The sequence below is a fragment of the Glaciibacter superstes DSM 21135 genome (assembly GCF_000421145.1).
Classification (GTDB): domain Bacteria; phylum Actinomycetota; class Actinomycetes; order Actinomycetales; family Microbacteriaceae; genus Cryobacterium; species Cryobacterium superstes.
Map to the genome: position 1 here is coordinate 18,788 of NZ_ATWH01000005.1, position 25,868 is coordinate 44,655.

The 25,868-nt window shown below is 62.3% G+C and carries 27 protein-coding genes; 22 read left to right on the top strand and 5 right to left on the bottom strand.

What is annotated here, in order from left to right:
• Positions 1–104 precede the first annotated feature (104 nt).
• The 13 genes from K323_RS0107715 to K323_RS0107775 all read left to right on the top strand — a co-directional run bounded on the left by K323_RS0107715 (position 105) and on the right by K323_RS0107775 (position 12,910).
• Positions 105–986: a transketolase gene (locus K323_RS0107715; RefSeq protein WP_022884703.1), complete on the top strand. Its 882-nt coding sequence runs from the start codon at positions 105–107 to the stop codon at positions 984–986.
• Positions 983–1,942 carry a transketolase family protein gene (locus K323_RS0107720; protein ID WP_022884704.1) on the top strand — a complete coding sequence of 320 codons (960 nt, stop codon included), beginning with the start codon at positions 983–985 and terminating at the stop codon, positions 1,940–1,942. The genes K323_RS0107715 and K323_RS0107720 overlap by 4 nt, the downstream gene beginning before the upstream one ends.
• Entirely contained in the window at positions 1,935–3,488 is a 1,554-nt protein-coding gene (locus K323_RS24915; RefSeq protein ID WP_022884705.1) for an FGGY family carbohydrate kinase, read from the top strand. Before K323_RS0107720 ends, K323_RS24915 begins: the two co-directional genes overlap by 8 nt.
• On the top strand, positions 3,485–4,297 hold the full coding sequence (locus K323_RS0107730) for an SDR family NAD(P)-dependent oxidoreductase (RefSeq protein WP_022884706.1): 813 nt from the start codon (positions 3,485–3,487) through the stop codon (positions 4,295–4,297). Before K323_RS24915 ends, K323_RS0107730 begins: the two co-directional genes overlap by 4 nt.
• Positions 4,298–4,346: 49 nt before the next feature.
• Positions 4,347–5,366 carry an ABC transporter permease gene (locus K323_RS0107735; protein WP_084697099.1) on the top strand — a complete coding sequence of 340 codons (1,020 nt, stop codon included), beginning with the start codon at positions 4,347–4,349 and terminating at the stop codon, positions 5,364–5,366.
• A gap of 76 nt (positions 5,367–5,442) precedes the next feature.
• Positions 5,443–6,426 carry a substrate-binding domain-containing protein gene (locus K323_RS0107740; RefSeq protein WP_022884708.1) on the top strand — a complete coding sequence of 328 codons (984 nt, stop codon included), beginning with the start codon at positions 5,443–5,445 and terminating at the stop codon, positions 6,424–6,426.
• Positions 6,427–6,503: 77 nt separating this feature from the next.
• Positions 6,504–7,997 (top strand): sugar ABC transporter ATP-binding protein, encoded by a 1,494-nt coding sequence (locus tag K323_RS0107745; protein ID WP_026851390.1) that lies wholly within the window; start codon positions 6,504–6,506, stop codon positions 7,995–7,997.
• A gap of 105 nt (positions 7,998–8,102) precedes the next feature.
• The gene (locus K323_RS0107750) at positions 8,103–9,068 is read left to right on the top strand and encodes a sugar-binding transcriptional regulator (protein WP_026851391.1); all 966 of its coding nucleotides are present in this window, start codon (positions 8,103–8,105) and stop codon (positions 9,066–9,068) included.
• Between the two features lie 11 nt (positions 9,069–9,079).
• Positions 9,080–9,847 carry an SDR family oxidoreductase gene (locus K323_RS0107755; RefSeq protein ID WP_022884711.1) on the top strand — a complete coding sequence of 256 codons (768 nt, stop codon included), beginning with the start codon at positions 9,080–9,082 and terminating at the stop codon, positions 9,845–9,847.
• 94 nt (positions 9,848–9,941) lie between these two features.
• On the top strand, positions 9,942–10,928 hold the full coding sequence (locus K323_RS0107760) for a thiamine pyrophosphate-dependent dehydrogenase E1 component subunit alpha (RefSeq protein WP_022884712.1): 987 nt from the start codon (positions 9,942–9,944) through the stop codon (positions 10,926–10,928).
• Complete coding sequence (locus K323_RS0107765; protein ID WP_022884713.1) at positions 10,925–11,956, top strand: alpha-ketoacid dehydrogenase subunit beta; 1,032 nt, start codon at positions 10,925–10,927, stop codon at positions 11,954–11,956. Before K323_RS0107760 ends, K323_RS0107765 begins: the two co-directional genes overlap by 4 nt.
• Positions 11,957–11,988: 32 nt before the next feature.
• Positions 11,989–12,228 carry a biotin/lipoyl-containing protein gene (locus K323_RS0107770; protein WP_022884714.1) on the top strand — a complete coding sequence of 80 codons (240 nt, stop codon included), beginning with the start codon at positions 11,989–11,991 and terminating at the stop codon, positions 12,226–12,228.
• 1 nt (position 12,229) lies between these two features.
• Positions 12,230–12,910 (top strand): 2-oxo acid dehydrogenase subunit E2, encoded by a 681-nt coding sequence (locus tag K323_RS0107775; protein WP_022884715.1) that lies wholly within the window; start codon positions 12,230–12,232, stop codon positions 12,908–12,910.
• A 66-nt stretch (positions 12,911–12,976) separates the two neighbouring features.
• On the opposite strand, the gene K323_RS24920 is transcribed toward K323_RS0107775, so the two are convergent.
• Positions 12,977–14,056 (bottom strand): helix-turn-helix transcriptional regulator, encoded by a 1,080-nt coding sequence (locus K323_RS24920; RefSeq protein WP_169515624.1) that lies wholly within the window; start codon positions 14,054–14,056, stop codon positions 12,977–12,979.
• A 196-nt stretch (positions 14,057–14,252) separates the two neighbouring features.
• On the opposite strand from K323_RS24920, the gene K323_RS0107785 reads away from it, so the two are divergent.
• The 8 genes from K323_RS0107785 to K323_RS0107820 all read left to right on the top strand — a co-directional run bounded on the left by K323_RS0107785 (position 14,253) and on the right by K323_RS0107820 (position 21,091).
• Entirely contained in the window at positions 14,253–15,104 is an 852-nt protein-coding gene (locus K323_RS0107785) for a sugar phosphate isomerase/epimerase family protein (protein WP_022884717.1), read from the top strand.
• Positions 15,101–16,243, top strand: coding sequence for a Gfo/Idh/MocA family protein (locus K323_RS0107790; RefSeq protein WP_022884718.1), 1,143 nt, complete (start codon positions 15,101–15,103; stop codon positions 16,241–16,243). The genes K323_RS0107785 and K323_RS0107790 overlap by 4 nt, the downstream gene beginning before the upstream one ends.
• Positions 16,236–17,153, top strand: a complete 918-nt coding sequence (locus K323_RS0107795; RefSeq protein WP_022884719.1) for a DUF6807 family protein — start codon at positions 16,236–16,238, stop codon at positions 17,151–17,153. Before K323_RS0107790 ends, K323_RS0107795 begins: the two co-directional genes overlap by 8 nt.
• Before the next feature lie 31 nt (positions 17,154–17,184).
• Positions 17,185–18,483, top strand: a complete 1,299-nt coding sequence (locus K323_RS24925; RefSeq protein WP_022884720.1) for a sugar ABC transporter substrate-binding protein — start codon at positions 17,185–17,187, stop codon at positions 18,481–18,483.
• Positions 18,484–18,493: 10 nt separating this feature from the next.
• A complete protein-coding gene (locus K323_RS24930; RefSeq protein ID WP_022884721.1) occupies positions 18,494–19,483 on the top strand; it encodes a carbohydrate ABC transporter permease in 990 nt (329 codons plus the stop codon).
• A gap of 94 nt (positions 19,484–19,577) precedes the next feature.
• Positions 19,578–20,378, top strand: coding sequence for a carbohydrate ABC transporter permease (locus K323_RS0107810; RefSeq protein WP_245570946.1), 801 nt, complete (start codon positions 19,578–19,580; stop codon positions 20,376–20,378).
• Positions 20,379–20,543: 165 nt separating this feature from the next.
• Positions 20,544–20,819, top strand: coding sequence for a type II toxin-antitoxin system prevent-host-death family antitoxin (locus K323_RS0107815; protein WP_022884723.1), 276 nt, complete (start codon positions 20,544–20,546; stop codon positions 20,817–20,819).
• A complete protein-coding gene (locus K323_RS0107820; protein WP_022884724.1) occupies positions 20,816–21,091 on the top strand; it encodes a type II toxin-antitoxin system RelE family toxin in 276 nt (91 codons plus the stop codon). The genes K323_RS0107815 and K323_RS0107820 overlap by 4 nt, the downstream gene beginning before the upstream one ends.
• Before the next feature lie 29 nt (positions 21,092–21,120).
• Here K323_RS0107820 and K323_RS24935 read toward each other — a convergent pair whose 3' ends face one another.
• From K323_RS24935 to hisD, 4 genes are all read right to left on the bottom strand, one after another.
• The gene (locus tag K323_RS24935; protein WP_051147289.1) at positions 21,121–21,912 is read right to left on the bottom strand and encodes an amino acid ABC transporter ATP-binding protein; all 792 of its coding nucleotides are present in this window, start codon (positions 21,910–21,912) and stop codon (positions 21,121–21,123) included.
• A 40-nt stretch (positions 21,913–21,952) separates the two neighbouring features.
• Positions 21,953–22,606 (bottom strand): amino acid ABC transporter permease, encoded by a 654-nt coding sequence (locus K323_RS0107830; protein ID WP_022884726.1) that lies wholly within the window; start codon positions 22,604–22,606, stop codon positions 21,953–21,955.
• An 88-nt stretch (positions 22,607–22,694) separates the two neighbouring features.
• Positions 22,695–23,501: a substrate-binding periplasmic protein gene (locus K323_RS0107835; RefSeq protein WP_022884727.1), complete on the bottom strand. Its 807-nt coding sequence runs from the start codon at positions 23,499–23,501 to the stop codon at positions 22,695–22,697.
• A 32-nt stretch (positions 23,502–23,533) separates the two neighbouring features.
• Entirely contained in the window at positions 23,534–24,850 is a 1,317-nt protein-coding gene (hisD, locus tag K323_RS0107840; RefSeq protein ID WP_022884728.1) for a histidinol dehydrogenase, read from the bottom strand.
• Positions 24,851–24,922: 72 nt separating this feature from the next.
• Here hisD and K323_RS24940 point away from each other — a divergent pair, with 72 nt between their 5' ends.
• Positions 24,923–25,837, top strand: a complete 915-nt coding sequence (locus K323_RS24940; RefSeq protein ID WP_022884729.1) for a LysR family transcriptional regulator — start codon at positions 24,923–24,925, stop codon at positions 25,835–25,837.
• The last annotated feature ends 31 nt before the right edge of the window (positions 25,838–25,868 follow it).

The window sequence follows — 25,868 nt, forward strand, 5'->3', positions numbered from 1 at the left end:
TCGTAATGGCCGGAAACCGACCGGATTCCCGCGTTTCGTTTGACACGATCAACGACGCGTGTGATCATTATGTAACTCGATTCAAGGATGAATAGGTATGCAGAATGTTGCTTGAGAGCACCGAACAGGTTTCGCGCTGGCATGAGCGTCGAGCGGCATTTGCCGAACTCGATCCGTCCATGCGTGCGGAGGCGCTGCAACGGCAGGCGAACTCGATCCGCCGCGACATCGTGCGGATGATCTCCGCTGCGGGGCAGGGCCACATCGGTGGAGATTTCTCCGTGACGGATGTGCTCACAGTTCTCTTCAATGTTGTGCTCGACGTCGACCCGCACGAGCCACGCCGTGACGGGCGCGACATCTTCATCCTGAGCAAGGGCCACTGCGCGGCCGCGCTGTACGCCACGCTGGCAAGTGCCGGGTTCTTCTCGCCAAACGAGCTCGCGACGTTCATGAAACCTCTCTCCGACCTGAACGGTCACCCGGCAAACACCAAGGTGCCCGGGGTGGAGACCAGTACCGGTCCCCTCGGACACGGCCTGCCGGTCGCCGTCGGCGCCGCGCTCGGCTCACGGATCAAGGGCGCGCCTGCTCGCGTCGTGGTTGTCACGGGAGACGGCGAGATGCAGGAGGGAAGCAACTGGGAAGCCCTGATGTCCGCTTCCCACCTCGGGCTGGACAATCTCACCCTATTCATCGATCGGAATCGACTTCAGCAGGGTGCGCGGACCGAGGAGACGAATGCGCTCGACCCGCTCGACGAGAAGCTCGCAGCGTTCGGTCTTGAGGTCCGCGTGATCGACGGGCACGACTTCCGTCAGCTGGAAGCTGCGTTCGGGCCGTCCACCACTGGCAAGCCCGTTGCGATCGTCGCCAACACGATCAAGGGCAAGGGCGTCTCGTTCATCGAAGACCGCGTCGAATGGCACCACAAAGTACCGAGCACCGAACAGGTCGAAATGGCCCTGGAGGAACTGGCACAATGAGCACTCTTCTCGACACCGCACCAGTAGACAACCGGGTCGCCTTCGCTGAAGAGCTCATCGAGCTTGCCAGCCACGACGATCGAATCGTCGCCGTGTGCAACGACTCAGTCGGATCGAGCAATCTGGTTGCATTCCGGGAGCGTTTCCCGGACCGGCTGGTCAATGTCGGCATCGCGGAACAGAACATGGTCGGTGTCGGAGCAGGACTGGCGGCTGTCGGACTCATTCCCTTCGTCTGCGCGGCGGGACCGTTCCTCACCGGACGTGCACTTGAACAGATCAAGGCCGACGTCGCCTACAGCCAACAGAATGTCATCCTCTGTGGAATGAGCCCGGGTATGGCCTACGGCGAACTCGGACCGACGCACCACTCTGTTGAGGACTTCAGCTGGCTGCGTGCGCTGCCCGGGCTTGACATCGTGGTGCCGGCCGATGCGGCTCAAACACGCATCGCCCTTCGCCAGGCCGTGGCCGAACCACGCCCGACCTACATCCGAATCGGACGCCACAAGGTGCCGCCGGTGTCACCGGAGACCAATGTACTCGAGAGGGGCAGGTTCGCCCTTGCGCGAGAGGGCTCGGATGCGACGATCATCGCCGCCGGAACGGAAGTCTCGAAGGCGTTGGAAGCTGCCGAAATCCTCGCCGGTCGCGGCGTCAGCGTGCGCGTGCTGAATGCCGTCTACATCGCGCCGCTCGACCAGCAGGCCATCGCTGCTGCCGCCCGGGACACCCGCGCCATCGTCACCGCGGAGGAGGCCAACGTCGCCGGGGGACTCGGCGCTGCTGTAGCAGCGGTCGTCGCGGAACTCCCGAAGTCCCAGCGGGTTCCGATGCGCATTCTCGGCCTTCGCGACTTTGCTCCGACGGGGAGCACGGACTTCCTTCTCGACCATTTCGGCCTGAACGCGGCGGGACTGGTTCGTGCCGTCGAGGAGGTGCTGAACGGTGACTGAAACCACTGCGTCGACCGGGAAACCGGTCATCGTCGCCGTCGACCAGGGAACGAGCGCGACCAAGGTGATTGTGGTCGATTCTGACGGCGCGATCCTCAGCCGGGCATCCGTTCGCGTCTCCCGGGCGGATCCGGCACCCGGCTGGGTGCAGCAGGACGCCCTGGAGATCCGCGACAGTGTGATCAGTGCGGTCAACACGGCACTGGAAGGGCTCGCCGTCACCGTGGTCGGGCTTGGCCTCAGCAACCAGCGCGAGTCTGCTGTGATCTGGGATCGCGAAACGGGGCAGCCACTCGGTCCGCTTCTCGGCTGGCAGGATCGTCGGACGGCGGCCAAAGTCGCGCCGCTGGAAGAATCCGGGTGGGCGGCAAGAATTCGTGCCAAGACCGGTCTTCCGCTCGATCCGATGTTCTCCGCCCTCAAGTTCCAATGGCTGCTCGACCAGGTCGATGCAGACCGCAGTCTTTCCCGAGCTGGCAGGATCGCCATCGGTACCGTCGATGCATGGGTGATCTACACTCTCACCGGCGAGCATCGAATCGAGGTCGGCAACGCCAGCCGCACCCAGCTTCTCAACCTCGAAACGATCGACTGGGACCAGGAGCTTCTGGACCTGTTCCAGATTCCGCGTGAGTGCATGCCCCGGCTCGCTGCGTCGAATGAGCCGACGAGCGCAATCGCTGGTGTCAGCTCGCTGCCAGACGGATCGCGGTTCTACGGGGTACTCGGGGACTCCCACGCGGCCCTCTACGCACATGGTGTGCGCAGCCCCGGCCAGGTCAAAGCCACTTACGGGAGCGGCAGCTCCGTCATGGGGCTGATTGATCCCGACATTGCCGCTTCCCCGGGGACGGTGGAAGCAGGCGGGCTCGTCCGGACCATTGCCTGGGCGGAACCCGAACCCGTCTATGCCTTTGAAGGGACGATCCTCTCGACAGGTGCCACCCTGCTCTGGCTCGCCCAGGTACTCGGCATGGAACCGGCACAACTCAGCGCACTCGCAGAGTCTGTCGAAAACTCTCAAGGCGTTGACCTTGTTCCGGCCTTCGCCGGTCTCGGCGCCCCCTGGTGGGATGAGACGGCAGTGGCCGTCATCAGCGGGTTCGGGCTCGGTACCGGGCCGGCACAATTGGCACACGCGGCCTTCGAATCCGTGGCCCTCCAGACCGAAGATCTTTTCCGTGCCGCAGAGGCACGCCTCGGTACTCGCATTGAAACAGTGTTGACCGACGGTGGCCCAAGCCAGAACGACTGGCTGATGCAGCTGCAGGCCGACCTCAGCCGGCGTGAGGTGGTGCGAAGCAATGTCGCCGAACTGTCTGCAACCGGCGCCGCGCATCTCGCCGGTATTTCCAGCGGGCTGTGGACGGTGGAGCAGTGCGGGCGACTTCCTCGCGATCGCTCTCCGTTCTCCCCATCGGTCGATGAAAGTCTCGCCGAGGCACGATGTGCCAGGTGGCGAGCCGCCGTAGCACGCTCCCGATTCCACGCGCCATCCGAACCCGGGCCGGCGCAAACCGAACCACAGTCAAAGGAGCAATTATGACGCAGCCTGGCGCCTACTCCCCGATCTTCACCGGACATTTCGCCGGCAAGACGGCAATCGTCACCGGCGCATCCAGGGGGATGGGACGCAGCATCGCCGCAGCCTTCGCCGACGCTGGTGCGGCCGTATTGCTCGTCGACCGGGACAGCACGGTTGAGGAAACCACGGCCGAACTTGCCGCTGCCGGGATGAACGTTCGAAGCGCGATCGCCGACGTGACGGACGAGGGCCAGGTCGCGAATGCGATCGCCGACGCGGGCGAGGAGTGGGGGCGAATCGACATCGTCGTGAACAATGCCGGCGTCATCAGCGTCGAGTATCTCGACAAGCTCTCCACTGCTGAGTTCAAACGGATCCTCGACGTCAACACCGTCGCCCCGTTCGTGATCGCGAGGGAGGCGGCTCCCTGGTTGCGCAAGAGCGCAAGCGGCGTAATCCTGAACGCAGCCAGTGCCCAGGCGAGGCACGGTTTCATCTACACACCGCACTACGCCGCAAGCAAGTTCGGAGTTATGGGGCTCACCCAGTCCCTGGCCAAGGAATTCGCGCCGGACAACGTTCGCGTGAACGCATACTGCCCGGGGATCGTCAAGACGGACATGTGGGGATACCTCGACGGTGCGTGGGCGGAACGCTTCGGCGGATATGCGCCCGGCGAACTGATCCAGGAGTGGATCGACAACATTCCGTTGAAGAGGCCGGCAACCGAAACGGATGTCGCGAACCTGGTGCTCTTCCTCGCCTCCGATGCCGCGTCGTACATCACGGGGCAGGCGATCAACATCGACGGCGGAATGGAGATGAACTGACGATGACAAGCGTCCTCAGGCCAACAAACTCACAGAACAGGGAAGAATCATGACGAGTGTTCAAACCCATTCTGCTCCCAGCCCGGTGTCGTCGCCGGAGCGAGCAACGAACGGTTCCACCGTCCGAGCGGTTGCCTCGCGTCTACTTTCGGGAGCAGGCGGACCCTTCATTGGGCTGGTCGTGCTGTTCGTCGTGCTCTCGATTCTGGCACCGAACTTCCTCACCGCCCGCAACCTCATCAACGTCGTCGACCAGGTGACGGTGCTGGGCATCCTGGCACTAGGGGCAACCGCCGTCATCATTACCGGTGGTATCGACCTGTCGGTCGGGGCCATTCTTGCCCTCTCCACCATGGTGCTCGGATGGCTGTCCCATCAAGGAGGAATGCCGCTCTGGGTCGCTATGATCGCCTGCGTCGCTGTGGGCGGGCTGGCGGGTGCCGTGAACGGGCTGGGAGTGACTCTCGCCAAGCTGCCACCGTTCATTGCGACGCTGGCAATGATGTCGATCGCCCGCGGACTGGCCAACCTCATCACGGACGGTCAGCAGATCACCGGGTATCCCGAGTGGTTCTACCTGCTGTCGTCGGAGAGGTATCTCGGATTCCTTTCGATCACGACCATAGGGCTTGTCTTGCTCTACGTCATCGGTTGGGCGGTACTCAAATACCGGGCTGGCGGCCGTGCCGTGTATGCGGTCGGCGGGAGCCCGGAGGTCGCCAGACTCGCCGGCATTCGCGTGAAGTCGGTGACCATGTGGGTCTACGTCTTCGCCGGCGCCGTCGCGGGCCTCGCCGCCATTGTCATGGCCAGTCGACTCGATTCGTCGCAGCCGAGTGCCGGCACCGGAATCGAACTCAACGTGATCGCTGCGGTCGTCATCGGGGGCGCGTCACTCGTGGGCGGTGTCGGTCGAGTAACCGGGACGATCGTCGGAGTCCTGATCATCGGCGTTCTGAACAACGGTCTCAACCTGCTCGGAGTCTCGCCGTTCCTCCAGCAGATCACCATCGGCGTTGTGATCGCCGTTGCGGTCTCCATGGACGTTCTCCGCCGTCGCCAGTCCTGACGCGGACGAACCACGGGCCCACCGGCCCGGTTCTCTCAACACCAAGAAATGAACACCCACGAAGAAAGGAACAATCATGTTTCGTAAATACGGTAGAGGCATCGGGCGCATCGTTGCATTCGGTGCAGCAGCTGCCCTGGTAACGACCCTTGGGGCGTGTAGCGCGCAGGCCGGCGGTGATGGCGGCGGTGGCGGCGGTGCAGACGATGGCGAGATCACGATCGGTCTCGCGGTGCCGAACCAGCAGTCGCCATTCTTTGTCGCCATCCGGCAGTCGGCGGAGGCAGAGGCTAAAGCGCAAGGCGTCAAGATGGTTTTCGCTGACGCTAAGGGCGATTCCGACGCACAGGTCAATCAGGTCCAGGACTTCATCACGCAGGGTGTGGACGCAATCATCTACATTCCTGCCGGTGCCACCGCCGCAACAGTGCCGGTGCGTGCTGCCGGTGAGGCAGGCATACCTGTGGTCACAGTGGACCGCAACCCCGACGGCGCACCAGGAGCAACCTTCATTGCGAGCGACAGTGTCGGCGGAGCAGAGGCGCTCGGCGAATGGGTCGTCGAGCAGACCGGCGGTGAGGGAAACCTCGGGATCATCCAGGGTCAGATCGGTACGACCCCGGAGGAAGCGCGCGACGAGGGATTCACCAAGGCACTAGAGGGCTCGAACATCGTTGAGGTCGCTCGTCAGGCATCCGAGGCATGGCTTCAGGACGAAGGTTACGACATCGCAACCGACATGCTGCAGGCGCACCCGGAGATCAACGTGATCTTCGGACGGGCGGACGGTCTCGCCCTCGGTGCCGCGCAAGCGGCTCGCAACGCCGGCCTGGACGACATTCTGGTGGTCGGATTCGACGGTGACCCTTCCGGAATTCAGGCAGTGGTCGACGGTCAGCTTGGCGCAACGATCGTGCAGCAGACGACCCTGATGGGCAAGCTCGCCGTCGAGTCAGCGTTGAAGCTGATCGAAGGCGAAGAACTGCCGGCAGAGCAGTTGCAGGAAGGAATCCTTGCGACCAAGGAAAATGCCGCAGAGTTCCTCGAAGTACACCCGTAACAATTCACGTCCCGGGGCGGGTGCGCGCGCTCGTCCCGGGACCCCCACCTCGGATGTTCTACAAATCGGAGCCGACCATGGTTGTTGACGCACCTGCCCCTCATCTCGTTCTCAAGGGAATGTCCAAGACGTACCCGGGAACGATAGCCCTGAACAACGTCGACCTCGCACTGCGTCCAGGGGAGGTGGTTGCGCTCCTTGGTGAGAACGGCGCTGGTAAGTCGACCTTGTCGAGCATCATTGCCGGAGTGACGCAGCCGTCTGAAGGCAGCATGTACTGGCGAGGCGAACCGTACGCTCCGTCCAATCCTCGCGAAGCTATCGAGTCCGGTATCGGATTGATCCACCAGGAGATGCGGCTGCTGCCGGATCTCAGCGTGGCAGAGAACGTCCTGATCGGTCGCTGGCCCCGGCGTGCCGGATTCGTTGACGCTCGACAGATGCGTAAACAGGCAGAGGGCCACCTTCGTCGCCTTGGTTTCACCGGGCGTATGGACCAACCAGTCCGAGCGCTTAGTGTCGCGGGCCAGCAGCAGGTGGAGATAGCCAAGGCGCTCACATTGAACGCTTCACTACTCATCCTTGACGAACCCACTGCTGCACTTGGTGCGGCCGAGACCGACGCACTCTTCGAACGCGTCGCTGAGCTCAAGGCGGACGGCGTCAGCTTCATCTACGTCAGCCACCGGCTGTCCGAGATTGGCAGGGTCGCCGATCGCATCGTGGTTCTGCGCGATGGTGAGAAAATCGCGGAGCACCGCTCCGGGGACGTTCCGCCCGCTCAGCTTGTGCGGGAAATGGTCGGCCGGAGCGTCGATCGGCTGTTTCCTGATATTCCAGAGTCCATGGGCGACGAGGTAATCGCGGTCGAGAATCTGTCTGACAAGGACGGCCGGTTTGCCGACATCTCGTTCACGGTCCGGGCGGGAGAGATCTTCGGCATCGCTGGAATCGTAGGGGCCGGGCGCACGGAACTGGTCCGCTCCATCGCGGCACTTGAACCACGAAAGTCCGGAGAGGTCGTCGTCGCCGGATCCCCGGTCAAGGCCAATCGTCCTCGTGATGCGATGCGCGCGGGAATCGTACTCATTCCAGAGGACCGCAAGCAGCAGGGCCTCATCGTCGAAGAGACCATAGAGAACAACCTCGCTCTACCGAACCTGCCGCTGCTGGGACGAGGTGGATGGGTCGGCTCCAAGGATGTCCGCAAGTTCGCCAAGGGTGTTTCCGAGCGATTCTCCATCAAAGGCAATGTCGCCAACGCGGTTTCATCACTCTCCGGAGGAAACCAGCAGAAGGTCGTTCTCGGCAAGTGGCTGGCCCTTGACCCCAGAGTGATCATTCTGGACGAACCGACACGGGGAATCGATGTTGGCGCGAGGGCTTCGATCTACGAGATCATCGCCGAACTTGCGGCGAAGGGAAACGCCATCATCCTGGTGAGCTCGGATCTCGAAGAGGTCCTGGGCCTCTCCCACCGGGTGATGGTTCTGGCCCAGGGCCAGAATAGGGGCATCCTCTCGCAGGAAGAAGCAACACCAGACCGGGTGATGCAATTGGCCGCTCACTGAGTGTGACTGGGCAATCATAGAGGCAGGCTCAGCGCGAGCCGGCGATGGCCCACGCCCTCGCCCCGAAATCGAAGGGTCCCAATAATGATCTCTGGTGGACAAGCCATGCCCGGCCGCGATTCACTCTCGCTGATCGTGCAAGCAGCCCGCTTGTATCACGAGCAGAATCTGCGCCAGCCGGCGATCGCTGCGCGGATGCACGTGTCGCAGTCCCGCGTATCGCGCTGGCTGAAAGAGGCCAGTGAGGCGGGGATCATCAGGACCATCGTGCTGGCGCCCGAGGGTGTGTATCCGGAGCTGGAAGACGCCGTGCGCGAGAAGTACGGGCTTCGGCACGTCATCGTCGTCGACGCCGAAGACGATGAGCAATCAATAATGTCCGCCCTGGGCGGGGTGGCCGCCGGCTACTTGGAAACGACGCTCACCGGAGACGCTCGGGTGGGGATCTCGTCCTGGTCTGAGACGCTGCTCTCGACAGTCAATGCCATGCTTCCGTCCCCGCGCAAACGAGCAGAACACATCGTGCAGGTGATGGGCGGAATCGGCCGCCCTGAAGTGCAGATCAAAGCCACACAACTCACCGATCGACTCGCCAGGATGACGGGTGCGGAACCCATGTTTCTTCCGACACCGGGCCTGGTGTCCACTGTGTCTGCCCGAGATGCGCTTTTCGACGATCCAATCGTTGCCGACACCGCATCGGAGTGGAGGCGACTCACCGTCGCATTGTTCGGGATCGGGAGCGTGACGCCGTCGCCCCTGCTCAGGGTCTCCGGTAACTCCATCTCAGAAGAGGAGATGGCGAGCCTCCGCGAGCTTGGTGCAGTAGGGGATGTGGCCATGAGATTCTTCGATGCCGACGGCCAACTCGTGCAGTCCGAACTGAACTCTCGGGTAGTCGGGATCGGGGTCGAAGAGCTCAGGGCGATTCCTCGCCGAGTCGGCATCGCCGGGGGCGCTCGAAAGCTGGAAGCCATCCGCGGTGCTGTCCGCGGCGGATGGATCGACGTTCTCATCACCGATGTACGCACAGCCAACGGCCTCGTCGACGGCGGGCCGCCTCACAAATAGCAGGGAAGCACATGACATCTTTCAACTTTCGAATGGATGGTGGAGTGGCCATCATCACCGGCGCCGGATCAGGCATCGGCCAGGCAATCGCCGTCGGGATCGCGGAGTCAGGGGGAAAGGTCGGATTGTTCGACCTTCCTTCGTCGGACCTCGAGGGCACACTGCGAATGGTCGAAGCTGCCGGCTCAACGGGAATGATCGTGAGCGGTGATGTCACCCAGGCGGCCGAGCTGACGGATGCCGTAGACCGGATCGAGTCGATGTTCGGGCCGCTGACGCATGCGGTTAACTCGGCCGGTGTGGCGGATGCCGCTCCTGCAGAGGACATGTCGCAGGAACAGTGGCAGCGCATCTACGACATCGACGTCACTGGAGTGTTCCTGAGTTGCCAGGCCGAAGGTCGAGCCATGATTCGAGGTGGTGGCGGGGCCATCGTGAACATTGCCTCGATGTCGGGGACCATGGCTCACCGCGGATTGCAGCAGGTGCATTACAACAGCGCGAAGTCGGCGGTGAAGCATCTGTCGACGTCGCTCGCCGTCGAATGGGCACCGCACAATATTCGGGTGAACTCGTTGAGTCCCGGATACACGCTGACGGCCATGAACCGTCGGCCGGAGGTCGCTACGCAGGTGAGCGCATTCGCCGCGGAGACTCCGATGAATCGTTTGGCTGAGCCTGCGGAGATGGCGGGGCCGGCTGTGTTCCTGCTCTCGAGTGCAGCCAGTTACTGCACGGGGACTGATCTCCTGATAGATGGGGGCTATACATCCTGGTAGCGGGCAGGCCTTTTGCTGTGTAGAATAATGAATCAGGAATGAATAAGTATGCATTACCGCCTCGACGTTGTAGTCGGGGAGAGAGGACCATGTCGTGAACGCGACTCTGCCAATCGAGACGCTCCTGGAAATGCAGCGGCGCATGCTGCGAATCCGTCGGTTCGACGAACGAGCTTCAAAGATGGTCAAACGAGGCCAAATTCCAGGCACCGTCCACACCAGCATCGGGCAAGAGGCTCAGGTCGTGGGTTCGTGCATGGCCCTGGGTGAACAGGACTACATGTCCGGCAACCACCGGAGCCACGGGCATCCGATCGGAAAGGGCGCCCCACTCGGCCCGCTCATGGCCGAGCTGGTCGGAAAGGCCACCGGAGTGTGCAAAGGAAAGGGCGGTTCGCTCCACCTCGCCGACTTCGCCGTTGGCAGTCTCGGCGAGTCCGGCATCGTCGGCTCGTCCATTCCGATCGCGACCGGCGCTGCCCTCTCGGCCGAAGTCTTGGGCAATGGCCGGGTATCCCTGGCGTTCTTCGGGGACGGCGCTGCAAACCAGGGTTCTCTCTACGAGTCGATGAACATGGCAGGCGTCTGGAAGCTCCCGGTCATCTTCCTGTGTGAGAACAACCAGTATGCCTTGAGCACACCGGCGCACACCGTCACCTCGGGTGTGATCGCCGAGCGAGCCGCCGGCTTCGGCATGGAGGGGGTGCGGGTCGAAGACGGCCAGAGTGTTCTCGCTGTGTACGACGCGGTCTCGACCGCGGTCAGTCGTGCTCGAGAGGGTGGGGGGCCAACGCTGGTCGAAGTCATCACCTACCGCTACAACGAGCACTCAGAGGGACTGCGTCTGGGAACCGACTACCGCGACGCTGCGGAGAGATCCACGTGGCTGGACCGCGACCCGATTGTGCTCTTCCGTGACCACCTCGTTTCGCGCGGGGTCTCTGCTGACACGCTCGATGCCCTCGAAGCCGAAGTGCTCGCCGAAGTCGATCTCGCAGTGGCCTTCACCAACGACAGTCCGTACCCGGAGCCGTCGGCAGCGTTCGAGGATCTGTACACCGACGTGGAGGTGGCGGCATGAGCGTCATGACTTATCTCGGAGCCATCGGCGCTGCTCAGCGTGAGGCTATGGAAGCCGATGAGCGCGTCATCATCATGGGCGAAGACGTTGAGGCCAATGTTTATGGCACAACGGGCGGGGGAAAGTCCCGCAGCAGCGAAGGTGACTTTCTGCAGATGTTCGGCAAGAAGCGCATCAGGAACACTCCGATCTCGGAGGAGGGCATAGTCGGTGCCGCCGCAGGCGCGGCGATGACCGGCCTGCGACCGATTGTCGACCTTTCTTATTCCAGCTTCCTGTACATGGCCATGGACCAGTTCGTGAACCAGGTCGCGAAGAACCGCTACATGTTCGGTGGCCAGGCCTCGATGCCCGTGGTGTTCCGTTCGGCGATGTTCTATGGCCTGAATACCGGTGCGCACCACTCTGACCGTCCATACCCGATGTTTATGAACGTGCCCGGGCTGAAGATCATCGCACCGGCGTCTCCGTCCGATGCGAAGGGACTGCTGCGCGCTGCCATCGATTCCGATGACCCGGTGCTGACCTTTGAAGCTGTTCTCCTCTGGGGTCTGAAAGAGGAAGTGGACGACAACGAATACCGCATCCCGCTTGGCAAGGCGCGTACCGTGCGCGAGGGCACTGACGTGACGATCGTTGCAATCTCCGGTTCAGTGCCGGAGGCGATCCTGGCAGCGCAGGACCTCGAAGACGAAGGCGTATCCGTCGAGATCATCGACCCTCGTACCCTCGTGCCACTCGACACCAGGGCGATCCTCGAGTCCACCGCGAAGACCGGGCGCCTCGTGATCGCAGAGCCGGCGCACCGTACCTGCGGCGCAGCTGCCGAGATCTCGGCACTTGTCGCTGAAGAGATCTTTGACGCGCTGCGGGCACCCATCGTTCGTGTCACGGCGCCCGACATGCAGATTCCTTTCAGCCCGTCACTGGAGAAGCAGATGTATCCAACACGGGCAACTATCGGCGATGCAGTCCGGCGTGTGCTGGACAGTGCTCCGCAACGGCTCGCAGCGGAAATCTCCCGCTGAAAAACACCTCAGACGAAAAGGAACAAAGAACCATGCGCGTAGACGTACTGCTGCCCCAGTGGGGAATGGGAATGAGCGAAGGCACCGTTGTGGAATGGCTCAAAGCGATCGGCGACCACGTTGATGAAGATGAGCCGTTGGCGGAAATCGAAGCGGCGAAGGTCGAAGAGACCCTCGAATCACCCGCAAGCGGCACACTTGTCGAGATCCTCCTCAAAGAGGGCGATACGGCCGACGTGCGCACGGTGATCGCAATCATCGAAGAGGACTGACGTGTCAGATCTTGATGTCGCGGCTGGCGGAACGACCGTACCCCTGAAGGGAATCAGGCGAACAGCAGCCCGTCAAATGATCGCGGCGTGGGAGGCGCCGAGCTTCCAGCTTGCGGTGGAAGTCGACATGACGGCCGCGCTGGGCGTCAAGCAGGTTCTTAGCGGGGCGACGGTGACCGACCACATCATCCGGTCATGCGCTCTCGCGCTTGGGCGGCATCCGTCGGTCAATGCCTGGTACGGGGACATGTCGACCACAACGTTCGAGCGCGTCAACATCGGTATCGCCGTTGCCACAGAAGCGGGTCTGATGGTTCCTGTAATCCATGATCTCGCAGCTGCCGGACTGTCCGTCATCGCGGACAAGAGAAGAGATGTCGTCGAGCGCGCTCGTCTCGGGAAGCTGGGGATGCCGGATGTCACTGGCGGAACCTTCACCATCTCCAATCTGGGGATGCTCGGTATCGATCGCTTCAACGCGATACTCAATGTTCCGCAGGTCGCGATTCTTGCAGTCGGATCGACACGACCGCGTTACGTTTTGGCGGATGGCGAAGCGATGTGGCGCGAGACGGCAGAGTTCACATTGACCTGCGACCACCGCGCCGTGGACGGAGCCACCGGCGCGCGATTCTTGGGTGAGATCAAGAACCTCGTCGAGCAGGCGCCGCTCGCCGACTGACCTGCGGCGTATGGCCCCTCGCGTGAGCGAGCTGGAATCTCTCATGTTGACATCGGTGTGTGTCCGTCAAGCAGAGAGCGGGTGCTGCGCGTGCACGCGCGCGGGGTTCAGCTGACGCATCCGCACCGGCTGGATGCCGGTCTGCCGGCGGAAGATGGTGGAGAAGTACTGGCTCGACTGAAATCCGCACAGCTGCGCGATATCCGACACTCGCAGGTCCGTCTCCATCAGCAACTGCTTGCCCTTCTCAATGCGCAACGTCATGAGGTACTCCAGCGGAGACACATTCAACATCTGCCGGCAGTAATACACAAAGCGCGTTCTCCCGAGACCGCACTCCCGCGCCATATCGTCAATCGCCCACTGCTCCTGCACTCGCTCTGGCAACCGCTTCAAGAACAACTTCACCGTTCGCTCCGTCGACGACAGATACGGATCCAACACCGGATGCTGCTGCTCCAGCAGATCGCCCAGCTCAATGAACACCTGCGCCACACTCGTCGCCACCCGCGCCATCGGCTGGCTCACATCGGTGCGCAGCGTGCGCTGCATCTCACCCATCGCCGTCAGCAACGGCTTGCTCGCCCGCCACACCGGCCGCTCATTGTGACTCAGCAGCTCGGTCAACCGAGCGAGGTCCGACGCCGGAATCGGCAACCACGACGGCCACTCCCACTCCTGGTTCGGCCGGCGCACACCCACATCGAGAATGAACCAGGTCAACGTCGACGACGTCACCTCTGGCCGCCCCACCCGATGAAGCTGCCACGGCCGCGTGATGCTCAGGTAGCCGGCACTCAGATCGAAGTCCTCTGCCTCACACGAGAACGGCACACTCCCCGCCGTCACGCACGTGATCTCAATGCCCTCATTGCGATGCCAGTCGAGCCCCCACCCCTGGTCACTCGTGGCCTCCCACATGCCAACGCTCCGCAGCTGGGGGAGCACAGCCGGGTCCATCGGTTGCCCGGGATACGTTCCCCTGCCATACGCCCACAGCCCGACATCACCGTTGTCGCCGGCCGCTCGCAGCGGCGCACAGGTGTCGGCCACAAAGGTCTCACCGTTGCCGATGAACGTCGGCGGCGCCGTCAAATGCGCGAGCGGAGGCATCCGTTCGTGTTGGTCAACGTCTCTGTCGTTCATCAGCATTGATGTGCCTCCACCTGCAATGGTCTTGTGCCACCACCCTAGGGCGACCGGAGCACCGGGGGCAACGAATATGTTGTTCAAAAAACGCTATTGGCCGATTGTGAACGACAACGGGCGTCGGTTCTGCTTATCGTGACTGTACTCACAACGCCGGAACATCGGTCCACGACTCAAAGAAGAGGAGCCTGCATTGGCTATCAAAATCGGGTGCTTCGCCCTGGTTGACCCATTCTCCACACTCGAGCACCAACTCGACCGCGTTCGGGACTGGGGCTTCAAGTACGCCGACGTGACCGATACCGGCGACGGCGCGGTGCTCGGCAACCACTTCGGGTTCAGCGCGGTGGCCAGCCTCGACGCCAACCCCTTCGACCTGCAACGGATGTTTGCCGAGCGCGGCCTCACCATCACCTCCTACTGCGCGCACGCCGACCTGCTCGACCCGTCAGCGCCATGGCGCTACGGCACATCGCAGATCATCAAAGCCGTTCGGGCGGCCGGCGCGATCGGCGTCAAGCACGTCGTGACCACCGAAGGCGAACCGACCACCCCGTTCGGCCAGCAGCTGAGCCTGAACGACGCGGTGTTCCTGATCGCCGAGAAGCTTCACGAACCCCTGAAGGTCGCCGAAGACCACGGCGTCACCATCCTCCTGGAACCGCACGGACCGATCACCGGCTCCATCGACGGCACCAGCGCCCTGCTCGAGCGTCTCGATTCGCCGGCGCTCGGCCTCAACTTCGATTCAGGGAACAGCTGGCTGGCCGGCATGGACCCGGTCGAATATGTGAAAACCTTCGGCGAGAAGATTCAGCACGTGCACTGGAAAGACCTCGGCGCAGAGTGGGAAGAAAAACGAGGCACAATTTACGGATGCGGGATGTCACCGATCGCCGTCGGCACCGGTGTCATCGACATTGAAGGGGCATTCCGGGCGCTCGAAGCGGCCGGGTTCGACGGGTACTCCACACTCGAAGTCGGCGGAGATGACGCCGTGCTCGGCTCCGCCACCTACCTCGAGAGCCTCGGAGCCGTGCGGTGACCCAGCCTTCCGGTTCTACAGAACTCGCCATCGGCCAGGTCGGCCTCGGCGGCATCACCGTTGTGCACCGCGACGGGTACCGCATCTACGACCAACCGGTGGTGGCCGGGTTCGACCCGAGCGCCGAAGCCCGTGACCGATTTCTCGCGGACACGCCCGGGGCATCCTTTTACGAATCTCTCGACGACCTTATCGTCGACCCGCTGGTTGGTGTGATCGACCTCGCAACGCCGCACCACCGCAGCACCCGGCTGCCGCTGATCGAGCAGATCGCCGCGGCAGGCAAGCCCATTCTGGTGCAGAAGCCCCTCGCGTACTCCTACGCGGAGGCGGTGGAGATCGTGGAGGTGTTCGAGAAGTACGGCACCGTCGGCATGGTCAACCAGAACATGGCCTTCACCCCCGGTTCGCTTCGCCTGCTCGACGCCATCATGACCGACCGTGCGATCGGCGAACCCGCCTTCGCGCAGGTGACCGTGCAGTACGTGTTCGACACCGACTACCACCCGTGGTTCGGCAAAGACGACCGCTGGTGGACCGGCGCGCTCACCGTGCACCACTTCGGACTCTTGCAGTTGCTGTTCGGACCGCCGGAGACGGTGTACGCCGTCACCGGACACGACCCGGGCCAGCCCGGCGTCACGTCAGACGGATTCGGACACCTGCTCATGCGCTACCCGTCTGGGATGACCGTGGCCGTCACGTCGACTGGCACCTATTACGGAACCGACCCGGTGCCCCACGGCAACGAGAAGATCTGGATCCAGGGCGCAGACGGCATCGCCGACTGGCGCCCAGAGGGCGGGCTCGACCTCTCCCACCGCGGCGAGGCCGGCGAGTTCTCGCGCGAACGCATCACCTGGAACCCCAAGGAGAAATGGTTTCCGCACGCCTTCGGCCTCACCATGGCGCACTTTCGGGCGGCGCTCGCCGACGGTGCTCCGCCGCTCTGCTCGGTATCTGACAACCTCTACGTGATGGCCGTCATCGAGGCGGCATACCAGTCGAGTGAGAACAACCGAGTGGTGCCGCTCGCCGAGATCATGGGGGAGCGCTACGACCCCGACTACGGCACCGGCTGGTCGCACGGCTACTCAGACTGGGTCTCGGCAACACTGTCAGGAGTCGGCCGTGGCTGATCTCACGCTGCGGGAGACCGGCGATTCCGCCGCACAGATCGTGGGCGCCAACGGAGAGGCGCTCGCCGAGTACCGCTATGGCGAGGCGAAGAATCATCCGCATTTTGCGGCGATCCGGCCGCTGAACCACGCCGGAGTCATCAGCAACACGGCCCCGTGGGACCACCGGTGGCACCATGGCCTCTGGTGGTCGTGGAAATTCATCAACGACGTGCTCTATTGGGAAGACCACGAAGGATACGGCGGCAACCGCATCGGGCTCGGCCGCTCGCACGTGACGTCGCATGCCACTGATGTTGTCGGCGCTGGCGTCGGCGTGCTCATCAGCGAGACGCTGGAGTGGCGACCAGACTCCGAGACCGCATCGGTGCTCACCGAAGAACGAACGATGCGCATTCACACGGATGTCGCGCCGGCGTCGGCTTGGGCGATCGACTGGCACTTCTCCTGGACGGCCACCCAGCCGAGCCGATTCACCACGACGCCATACCCAGAGAACTGGTGGGGCGGATACGGCGGCCTCAACTTTCGAGCCGCGCGCTCGCTTGCTGCGGGCGAGAGGATCGAGGCATCCGGTGGTCGAACCGGCAAGGACGCCGTGCACGCAGAACCAGCATCGTGGCTCGCCTACTCGGGCAATGTCGACGGCTCCGGAACCGACGACCCTGACCACCCGGCGTTCGGCGGGCTCGTGATCCTCTCGCACGACGCCAACCGCAACCCACAGCCGCCCGCTTACACCTTCTCCGCGGCCGACGAGTTTGGTTTCATCGCCGCAGCGCCACTGATGCACGACGACCTGGCGCTCGATGCCGGCCAGAGCCTCGACATGCGCTTTCGCACCGTGGTCTTCGGCGAGCAGCTGACGACGAACGACTTCGATTCCCTTCACCAGCAGTACAACGCCTGACCCGCGCACCACCCTTATGAAAGGCACGTCAATGACGACACACACCGCACCGACACGCACGGCCCCGAGGCGCACAGCCCCGACACGCACGGCCCCGAGGCGCACAGCCCCGAGACGCACAGCCGTTCTCGCCCTCGCCGCCGCCCTGCCGATGATTCTGCTCGCCGGATGCAGCTCTGCGGCCGAGGAATCGACCGAAGGCAAGACCATCGAGCTCAGCGTGCTCGACTACTACACAGACGAGCCGAGCCACAGCAACATGGAGAAGCGGCTCACCGCGTGCGCCGCCGACGTCGACGCCACCATCGACCACCAGAGCGTGCCGTCGCCGCAGCTGAACGCGAAGATTCTGCAGCAGATCTCGACGAAGACGCTGCCAGACATCCTCATGGTCAACAACCCAGACCTGCCCCAGTTCGCGGAGACCGGCGCCCTTCGACCGCTCACCGAACTGGATGTGGACACCAGCGCCTTCTACCCGTCGGTGCTCGAGGTGGGCAAGTACAAAGACGAGCTCTACGGTCTCGCGCCGAACGTCAACAGCCTGGCTCTCTTCTACAACAAGACGATGCTCGACGAGGCCGGCGTCGCCGTGCCCACCACGTGGGACGAACTCGGCGCCGCCGCAGCAACACTGACCCAGGGCGACCGGTACGGTTTCGCCTACTCAGCCGCGAGCGGCACTGAGGGCACCTGGACCTTCATCCCGTTCCTATGGTCGAACGGCGGTTCGCAGCTGGAGCTCGACGCGCCAGAGGCCATTGAAGCTCTGGACTTCTACACCGGGCTCGCCCGTGACGGCTACGTCTCCAAGTCGGTCGTGAACTGGTCGCAGGCCGATGCCAAAGACCAGTTCACCTCGGGCTTGGCCGCGATGATGATCAACGGACCGTGGCAGATTCCGAGCCTGGAGGAGACCGAGGGGCTGGAGTGGGGCAGCACAACCATCCCGGTTCCGGCAGCCGGTGACACCCCGATCGCTCCACTCGGCGGCGAGCTGTGGACCGTGCCGGTCACCACGCCAGACCGTGAAGCCCGCGCCGCCTCGGTCATTGAGTGCCTGAACGGCCCGGAGAACCAACTCGAGACCGCGCTCACCAACAACACGGTGCCGAGCAACGAGTCGGTCGCCCAGGAACTCATCGCCCAGGCACCGCTGATGGAGTCGATCGTCGAGACGGTTTCGACGGCGAACTCGCTCACCAGCGACTCCGGCCTCAAGTGGAACGACGTGAACGCCGCGTTGTCTGCCGCGATCCAGGCTGCGGTCACCGGTCAGCAGACTCCGGAGGAAGCGCTGAAGACCGCGCAGTCGACTGTCGGCGAGTAAGTGACCAACTATGACCACCCTGCTGATGTCTGATAAGACCGCCACCGTCCGCCGCGCTCCTGCGGCGGGCGGCGCGGCCCGCGTTAACCGCCCGCGCGACACCAACTCGCACCGGGTCATCCGTCGTCGCCAGCTGTTTGCCTGGCTCTTTATCGCGCCGGCGATCGTCTACGTGGCCATTTTCTTCGGATACCCGATCGTCAACAACCTGACGATGAGCTTCCAGGACTTCACGACGACGACCTTCTACACGGGCGAGGCCCCGTGGGTCGGCTTCGACAACTACGTGTCAGTGGTGTCGTCGGCGCTGTTCGCCCGATTGTCGGTCAATACTGCCGTCTTCACGATTCTCTCGCTGGCCGTGACGTTCGTGATCGGCATGCTTCTGGCGCTCTTCTTCAACGCGCATTTCAAGTTGAGCGGGCTGCTGCGCTCGCTCATCCTGCTGCCCTGGCTGCTGCCACTGATCATCTCTGCGGCCGTCTGGCGGCGAATGATGGACGAGGGAAGCGGCATCCTGAATCAGATTCTGAGTAGTGTCGGGATCGGCTCTGTGCCCTGGCTGACGAACCCCGACGTGGCCCTGTTCTCGATCATCATCGTGAATGTGTGGATTGGTATCCCGTTCACGATGGTGATTCTCTACGGTGGGCTGCAGGAGATTCCGACGGAGTACTACGAGGCGGCGTCGCTCGACGGCGCGACCGGGTGGAACAGTTTTCGGTACATCACCTGGCCGCTGCTTCGACCGGTGGTCGCCGTGGTGTTGATACTCGGTTTCGTTTATACGATCCGGGTGCTCGACATCATTCTGGCGCTGACCGGCGGCGGGCCGGCAAACTCCACGCAGACGTATGCGACGCAGGCGTACCAGCTGTCGTTCGTCGACTTCAAGTTCGGAGTCGGCGCCGCTCTCAGCAATATTCTCATCGTGGTCTCCCTGCTGGTTGCAGCCCTGCAACTGCGCACGAGCCGCCGCTCGAACGACTTGGCAGGCTGACATGACATCGACTTCTCTGACCTCCGCCCCTCTGTCATCGGCGCCTCTCAGATCGGCGCCGTTGAAATCGCCGCGCAGGAAATCGAACGTTCGGATGAACCTGCGCACCGTCTTCGGTGTCGTGATGATTGCGGTGTTCCTGTTTCCGGTGTACTGGATGATCAACTCGTCGCTGCAGGGCAACGAGAATCTGTTGGAGACGCAGTGGTTTCCGTTCGAGCTGAGCCTCGAGGGGTACCAGCAGGCGATCGAGAGCCAGCTCGGCAACCTGATCACCAGCCTGGTGATCGCGGTCGGTGCGGTGATCGTGTGCCTGGCTATTGCGGCGCCGGCAGCTTACGGGCTCTCGCGCACCAACATCCGTTTACCGGGTTCGAACACTTTTCTGGTGCTGTTGCTGATCACGCAGATGGTGCCGGGCATTGTGATTGCGAACGGGCTGTTTCCGCTGTACAACGACCTGGGGCTGGTGAATTCGTATCCGGGGCTGATTCTCGCGAATGCGTCGCATGGCATTCCGTTCTGCATTCTGCTGATCAGGGCGTTCATGATGAACATTCCGTCGTCGCTGATCGAGGCCGCGCGCATTGACGGGGCGGGGGAGTTGCGCATCTTCGTGTCGATCGTGCTGCCGATCAGCCGGAATGCGCTCGTCACGGCGGCGGTGTTCGCGTTCCTGTTCGCGTGGAGTGATTTCTTGTTCGCGCTCACGCTGACGACGGACTCGAGCGTGGTGCCGATCACGCTGAGCATGTACCAGTTCATTGGGGCGCACACCCAGAGCTGGGCGGCGCTGATGGCGACGGCGGCGCTGGCTAGCATCCCGGCGGCGTTCCTGCTGGTGGTGGCGCAGCGCTACATCGCGGCCGGCGTGACCGGTGGCGCCGTGAAGTAGCGGCGCGGCTCAGCGCGCCGTCGCGCGCCGTCGGTCGTCACGCGTGCGGCCGAATCGTCGGTTTGCGCGACGTCAAACCGACGATTTGCCCGCACGGGTTCCAACTCGCTGAATCGGGCCCCCGCGTGGTGGCGATGTTGGCGTTCTTGGCGTAGATTTGGGTGCATGAGCACCAACAACGAGCTTTCTGTCAGCCAGGCGCGAGATCACTTTTCCGATGCCGTGAATCGAGCTGCGTACGGTGGCGAGATCACGTACGTGACTCGTGGGCGGGGTCAGAAGCGGGCCGCGGCGATCGTGCCAGCTGAACTCGTTGACCGCTACGAGGCGATGATTGACAGCGAGGATGGTCGCGTCGCGTTGGAGCGACTGGCCGATCTCGACGCCGGACGCACCACGGCAGTCTCCGCAGATGAGGTGGCCCGGAAGCTCGGACTGTGAGTGCGGCTGGCCCGTTTGCTGTCGAATATGATCCAAAGGCGCTCAAAGAGTTGGCCAAGCTCGACAAGCCAGTTGCTCGCCGCATTGTAAAAGCCATTAGTGCTCTGAGCGACGACCCGCGACCGAGTGGCACCCGCCCACTCGTCGGCTACCCAAACCTGTGGCGTATTCGCGTAGGCGAGTACCGGGTCATTTACACGATCAAAGACGCCGAACTCGTGGTTCTAGCTTTGCGGGTAGCGCACCGGAGCAGCGTCTATCGCAGCCTCTAGGGTGTTGCTGCCTCGTGTCGGGTGGTTTGCTATGCCGGCGGGTTCATCCCCGAGCGGCTCAGCAGAGCTTTGGTCTTCGCATGCTGCGGGTTCAAAAAGATGACGTCCGGCGGTCCCTGTTCGACGATCTTCCCCTGGTCCATCACCACGATTTCATCTGCGATGTCCCTCGCAAACTGCATCTCGTGCGTCACAATCACCATGGTTGTTCCTGCCAGCGCGATCTGTTGGATCACCGCAAGCACCTCGCCAACGAGCTCCGGATCCAACGCAGAGGTGGGTTCGTCGAACAGCATGACGCTCGGAGACATCGCCAGCGCCCGCGCGATGGCTACTCGCTGCTTCTGCCCACCGGAAAGTTTGCTCGGATAGTTGTGCAGTTTATCGCCGAGGCCGACTTTTTCCAGATTCGGAATCGCAATATCTTGCGCAGCCTGCGTTGACAGTTTCTTCACATCCCGAAGCGGCGCCATGACATTACCCAGGGCCGTCTTGTTGGCGAAGAGATTGAAGTGCTGAAAGACCATCCCGAGATCGGTACGCTTTTTCGCTGTGATGGATGCTTTCTCTGCGACCAGTTCGCCGTCTCGCTCTTCGTACCCGATGAGATGGCCGTTGACGAAGATCCTGCCCCCGTCGAGAGTCTCGAGCTTGTTCATACACCGGAGGAGCGTGCTTTTCCCCGACCCACTCGAGCCGATGATGGCCACCGTCGCTCCGCGGGCCACCGTGAGGTTGACCCCTTTCAGCACTTCGACGCGAGTGATCTCCTTCTTGTGGCCTCGGAGTCGACCCCACCACGACGGTTTGACCTCCGACACAAACGTTTTGTGGAGGTCCTTGACTTCGATGACGATGTTGTCAACCACGTGTTCGCGCCTTCCTTTCAAGCAGTACGACGATCCGCGAGAGCGGAAGGCTGATGATCAGGTAGAGCAACGCGGCCGCCGTGTAGATCTCTGTGGTTTGGAACGTCTGGCTGTTGAGGATGTTGGCCGTCTTCAGAATTTCCGTCACCGCAATGACGGATGTCAGCGCAGTGTCCTTGACGACGGCAATGAAGTAGTTGCCGATCGGCCCCAACGCAACCACGAATGACTGTGGAAGCACGATCCTCCAGAGTGCCTTGGTGGGGGTGTATCCGAGAGAGAGGGCAGCCTCGCCTTGACCGCTTTCAACCGAGAGGATGGCCGACCGGAAGACTTCAGACAAGTAAGCCGCATAGTTCAAACCGAGGCCGAGGATTCCTGCGAGCACCGGTTCGATGTTGATGCCGATGCTTGGCAGCACGAAGAAGATGTACACGAGTTGCACGAGTAGTGGTGTGCCTCGCATGACTTCGAGGTAGACGACCGCGATTCCGCGAAGCACACGGAAGGAGGAGATTCGGGCAAGGGCGATCAAGAGCCCAAGTGAGAGCGCCAGCGCCATGGCGCCGAGCGCGAGTTGCAGTACGACTGGGGTTGCCCCCAAAAGGGCAGGGAACACTGCGAGAGTGCGTTCTATGAAGTCCATAATTGAAAGTTCCTGAGATACCGAAGTCGGCGCCCGTTCCGCTTCGTCGTGTCGATGAATCGAAGAAGGGCGCCGACTTGCGAGGTATCTACTCGGCTACGTTGTCCTCGCCGAGGCCGTACTTCTTGAGTATTTCGAGGTAGTCAGGCGACTCCTTGAGTTCAGCAAGCCCCGTGTTGATGTCCTCAAGGAGCTCGGGATTGTCCTTCTTGATTCCGGCGCCGATCTTGCCGGGGAAGTGCGGCTCGTATGGTGTGACGAGCTTGACCTTGTCGTTCGGATTCTGCACGAGGCTGTATGCGACGACGGCGCTGTCCGTGAACGCGGCATCGACCTGGCCGTTCTCCACTGCCTGGATGATCGCAGCCTGGGAGTCGAAGAACTTCGTATCGCTGCCGCCGAGTGATTCGATGAACTCAGCGAACACGGTTCCCGTTTGCGCCCCGAGAACCTTACCCTTCACGTCGTCACGCGACTTGAGGTCGGAATCGCCGGGCACCAGCATCCCTTCGCCCTGGATGTACCAGGTGTCAGTGAAGTTGATTTCTTTGGCGCGCTCATCGGTGATGTACATCGCATCGACGATGACGTCGCCCTTGTTGGACTGCAGCGCTGGAATCATGGTGTTGAAGTCGGTGACAAAGACCTTGATCTTCCATCCGTTGGTTTCAGCGATCGCAGTGATCATGTCGCCGTCGATGCCGGTGAGGCCACCATCGCCGTCGTCCATCGAGAATGGAGCATCGTTCGACGTGATGACGGTGATCGTCTTCTGCTCTTCTCCGCTTTGACTGCCGCCTTCGGTGCCCGCGCATGCGGTGGCGACCAGAGTGAGGGCCACGGCCATCGGTATGGCGAAACTGAGGCGACGGATGCCTCGTTGCTGAATCTTCATTGACTTGCCTTCCTGAGGGGGAACAGAGGGAATTACTTGGCCGAACGGAGTCGCAAAGTTGCGGTGGCCTGGTGAGCCTTCATCCCTTCGAATTCTGCGATGGTGGACACATAGTTGGCGAGGCGGGGTGTTGCCTCTTCGGTGACTCGCTGAAACGTGAGCGGCTTGAGGAAGCGAGCCACGGAGAGCCCTGCCGACGACTTCGCGCCGCCGCCCGTCGGCAGTACATGGTTGGTTCCCGATATGCCCTTATCTGAATAGGCGACCGTCGACCAGGGCCCCAGGAAGAGCGAACCGTAGTTCTTGAGAGTCTGGTGGTAGAAGGTGTCGTCAGCCGTCTGGATTTCGAGGTGTTCAGGAGCGAGAAGGTCCATGATCTCGGCTGCGGTCTGCCGGTTGTCGGCCAGGTACACGGTTCCGTAGTCGCGCCATGCGGGTCCGGCGATATCGCGTGTTTCCAAGGTGCGGAGCTGACTGTCGATGTGGCCGATCACTGCCTCGCCGAACTCTCGCGACGTCGTTACCAACGATGAGGGCGACTGAGGTCCGTGCTCTGCCTGGCCGAGCAGGTCTGCAGCGACGATCTCAGGGTCAGCTGTTTCGTCGGCGATGACGGCGACTTCTGACGGCCCAGCGAGAAGATCGATTCCCACCCGGCCGAAGAGCTGACGCTTCGCCTCGGTGACATACGCGTTTCCTGCCCCAACGAGAATGTCGACGGGCTGATCACCGAGGAGTCCGAAGGCCATTGCCGCCAACGCCTGTACCCCTCCGATTGTGAAGGCACGGTCGACGCCCGACAGATAAGCCGAGTACAACACTGCGGGGTGTCCACTCGTGGCACTGGCTGGCGGTGAGCACGCCATGACGTTGGGCACGCCCGCAGCTTTGGCGACGCCGACGGTCATGAACGCGCTGGCGAGAATGGGGAAGCGCCCGGCTGGTAGATATGCCCCAACTCGGGATACCGGCACATACTTGTGTCCCGCAGTCACACCGGGAATGAGCTCAATTTCGAAGTCGGTCAGGCGTTCGCGTTGTTCGACTGCAAACAGTCGTGTCCGTTCGGCGCCGGCCGCAAGTGCTTCACGCAGTTCCGGAGAGAGCTCGTCGCCGGTCTTGGCCAACTGGTCTGCGCTCATCTCGACGTCGTCGCCTTCCCAGCCGTCGAGATCCCGCGAATATTTCAGAACAGCATCCATGCCGTTCTTTTCGATGTCAGCAAGCATCGCTGACACCGTTTCAACCACTGCCGGTAACCGCTGTGCGGGGACGCCACCGATTTCGGGGCTCTTGAGCACGGTGTAGCTTCCACTGATGTATGCCTCGTCGGCCTTGTTGATCTGCATGACCTGACGTTAACCCGAGAGCGGTCCATAGGACAACCCTATATATTGCGATGGAAAGGATAGGATAACCCTATGACACTCGCTCAGGTAAGAGCATTTCTTAACGCGTTTGAGCACGGTTCGTTCACCGCCGCCGCCGTGACGTTGTCCACCAGCCAGGCGTCGATTTCGGAGCTGATCAGTCGTCTCGAAGATGAGCTCGGACTGAGCCTTTTCACGCGTGGCTCGCGGAAGCTGATTCCCACGGCTGCCGCGATAGAGTTCCGAGGTTTCGCCCAGCAGGCTCTCGCATCTCTTGACGCGGGCGTGGAAGCGCTGCGATCGATCTCCTCTCTGGAGAGTGGTGTGACGCAGTTCGGTGTGTTGCGTAACGCCGGCTATTACGACCTGGGTGACCTGGTGCAGCGGTTTCACACCCGCTATCCGAAAGTGCGCGTGCGGATGGTCGGCCTGAATTCCGGGTTGGTTGCGGAATCGATCGCCGCGGGAGAGATCGAAGCCGGTCTCGTCGTACTCCCGTTCAACGAGGAGGGGCTTGTCGTGAAGCCGCTTTTCAAGGATGAAGTGCTGTTCGCGTCCACAACTCGCAGACTCGACGCTGGTGCGGTGACGATCGAGGAGATGGCCGCCGCACGAAACCTCATCCTGTACGACGCGCACTCAGGGTGGAAGGATCCGACTCGGCGTCAGATTCTCGAACGGTCTCAGTTGGCCGGAGTGAAGATCGATCCCGTGATCGAGGTGGAGCACGTCGAAACAGCCATCCGAATGGTGGCCTCCGGGGCCGGCGAGACGATGGTGTGCAGAACGATTTCGGAGAGTTCAGGCTTCCCAGGCAACATCCGCACCTTTCCGTTCTCCGAACCGCTGTACGACACCATCGCCCTTGTGCAGAGGGAGGGCACGTTCCTCTCGCCGGCAACGAGAGAGATAGCGCGCCTCGCCGAGCGCACACTGCTCGCGAAAGTCGGAGCGCAGAAGATCTAGTCGACGATCCTCTGGTGCAGCGGTTGACCGG

Bases quoted from the DNA above. Each gene is read 5' to 3' on its own strand.
- K323_RS0107715 (WP_022884703.1), top strand. From the start codon at position 105: ATGTTGCTTGAGAGCACCGAACAGGTTTCGCGCTGGCATGAGCGTCGA.
- K323_RS0107720 (WP_022884704.1), top strand. From the start codon at position 983: ATGAGCACTCTTCTCGACACCGCACCAGTAGACAACCGGGTCGCCTTC.
- K323_RS0107730 (WP_022884706.1), top strand. From the start codon at position 3,485: ATGACGCAGCCTGGCGCCTACTCCCCGATCTTCACCGGACATTTCGCC.
- K323_RS0107735 (WP_084697099.1), top strand. From the start codon at position 4,347: ATGACGAGTGTTCAAACCCATTCTGCTCCCAGCCCGGTGTCGTCGCCG.
- K323_RS0107740 (WP_022884708.1), top strand. From the start codon at position 5,443: ATGTTTCGTAAATACGGTAGAGGCATCGGGCGCATCGTTGCATTCGGT.
- K323_RS0107745 (WP_026851390.1), top strand. From the start codon at position 6,504: ATGGTTGTTGACGCACCTGCCCCTCATCTCGTTCTCAAGGGAATGTCC.
- K323_RS0107750 (WP_026851391.1), top strand. From the start codon at position 8,103: ATGCCCGGCCGCGATTCACTCTCGCTGATCGTGCAAGCAGCCCGCTTG.
- K323_RS0107755 (WP_022884711.1), top strand. From the start codon at position 9,080: ATGACATCTTTCAACTTTCGAATGGATGGTGGAGTGGCCATCATCACC.
- K323_RS0107765 (WP_022884713.1), top strand. From the start codon at position 10,925: ATGAGCGTCATGACTTATCTCGGAGCCATCGGCGCTGCTCAGCGTGAG.
- K323_RS0107770 (WP_022884714.1), top strand. From the start codon at position 11,989: ATGCGCGTAGACGTACTGCTGCCCCAGTGGGGAATGGGAATGAGCGAA.
- K323_RS24920 (WP_169515624.1), bottom strand. From the start codon at position 14,056: ATGAACGACAGAGACGTTGACCAACACGAACGGATGCCTCCGCTCGCG.
- K323_RS24925 (WP_022884720.1), top strand. From the start codon at position 17,185: ATGACGACACACACCGCACCGACACGCACGGCCCCGAGGCGCACAGCC.
- K323_RS24930 (WP_022884721.1), top strand. From the start codon at position 18,494: ATGACCACCCTGCTGATGTCTGATAAGACCGCCACCGTCCGCCGCGCT.
- K323_RS0107810 (WP_245570946.1), top strand. From the start codon at position 19,578: ATGAACCTGCGCACCGTCTTCGGTGTCGTGATGATTGCGGTGTTCCTG.
- K323_RS0107815 (WP_022884723.1), top strand. From the start codon at position 20,544: ATGAGCACCAACAACGAGCTTTCTGTCAGCCAGGCGCGAGATCACTTT.
- K323_RS0107830 (WP_022884726.1), bottom strand. From the start codon at position 22,606: ATGGACTTCATAGAACGCACTCTCGCAGTGTTCCCTGCCCTTTTGGGG.
- K323_RS0107835 (WP_022884727.1), bottom strand. From the start codon at position 23,501: ATGAAGATTCAGCAACGAGGCATCCGTCGCCTCAGTTTCGCCATACCG.
- hisD (WP_022884728.1), bottom strand. From the start codon at position 24,850: ATGCAGATCAACAAGGCCGACGAGGCATACATCAGTGGAAGCTACACC.
- K323_RS24940 (WP_022884729.1), top strand. From the start codon at position 24,923: ATGACACTCGCTCAGGTAAGAGCATTTCTTAACGCGTTTGAGCACGGT.